Here is a 733-nt window from a genome sequence, read left to right as displayed (position 1 = left end):
WKTATWWTAAATTTAAAGCAAAATCATAATCTTACACAAAATTAGTTTTCAAATTGTCATATTGATGATTTTTTTTATTTCATCAAGAGTTTTCGACAAAATTAAAGAAATTATTTATTAGAAAATAAGCAATCTGGGCTCGCGGAAATTTTTATATTTTACAAACTTGTAAGTCATTTTATCACAAAATTTCAGAAAATCAACCGCTCGCCCAAAAAATATATTGATTATTTTTTTTAAAATAGGAGTTTTTTCTTTTTATAAAATTGTCGTCTGTAGCACATCGAACGTTATTTTTGTTTAGTAGAAGGTAAGGAAAATGATATAAATTCGTAATTTTATTAAATACTCACACTAATAAGTGTAATAATACATAAATAAGTATTAAGATGCTTATAAGAAAGGAAATAAAATGAAAATTATTACAATAGGAGCATTAAAAGGTGGGGTTGGAAAAACAAATTTTACTTTTAATTTAGCAGGTTATTTATCAATAAAAGAAAATAAGAAAACATTATTAATTGATTTAGACCCACAAGGCAATTTAACTCAATGTGTTCAAATGGATATAATTGAACCGTTAGCTATGAATATGTTTTTAAATCAAGAAAAAAAATATTAAAGAATAGACTTCTTGCATAACCTAGTTATTTTAAAATTCCTATAAAATATATTTAAAATAGAAATTATAAGAATCTAAAATTATGAAATTTGATAAATTTGATTTTATTAA

At 21.9% G+C, this 733-nt stretch carries 1 protein-coding gene; it reads left to right on the top strand.

Annotated features, from left to right (window positions below; genetic code table 4):
- The first annotated feature begins 412 nt into the window (after positions 1-412).
- Positions 413-622 (top strand): ParA family protein, encoded by a 210-nt coding sequence (locus EHV01_RS06230; protein ID WP_422066703.1) that lies wholly within the window; start codon positions 413-415, stop codon positions 620-622.
- Positions 623-733: the final 111 nt, after the last annotated feature.

This window comes from Spiroplasma sp. hy2, from assembly GCF_044714365.1.
GTDB classification, from domain to species: domain Bacteria; phylum Bacillota_I; class Bacilli_A; order Mycoplasmatales; family Mycoplasmataceae; genus Spiroplasma; species Spiroplasma phoeniceum.
The sequence above is the reverse complement of the archived record's forward strand: the minus strand, read 5'-3'. Positions and strand labels throughout refer to the sequence as shown.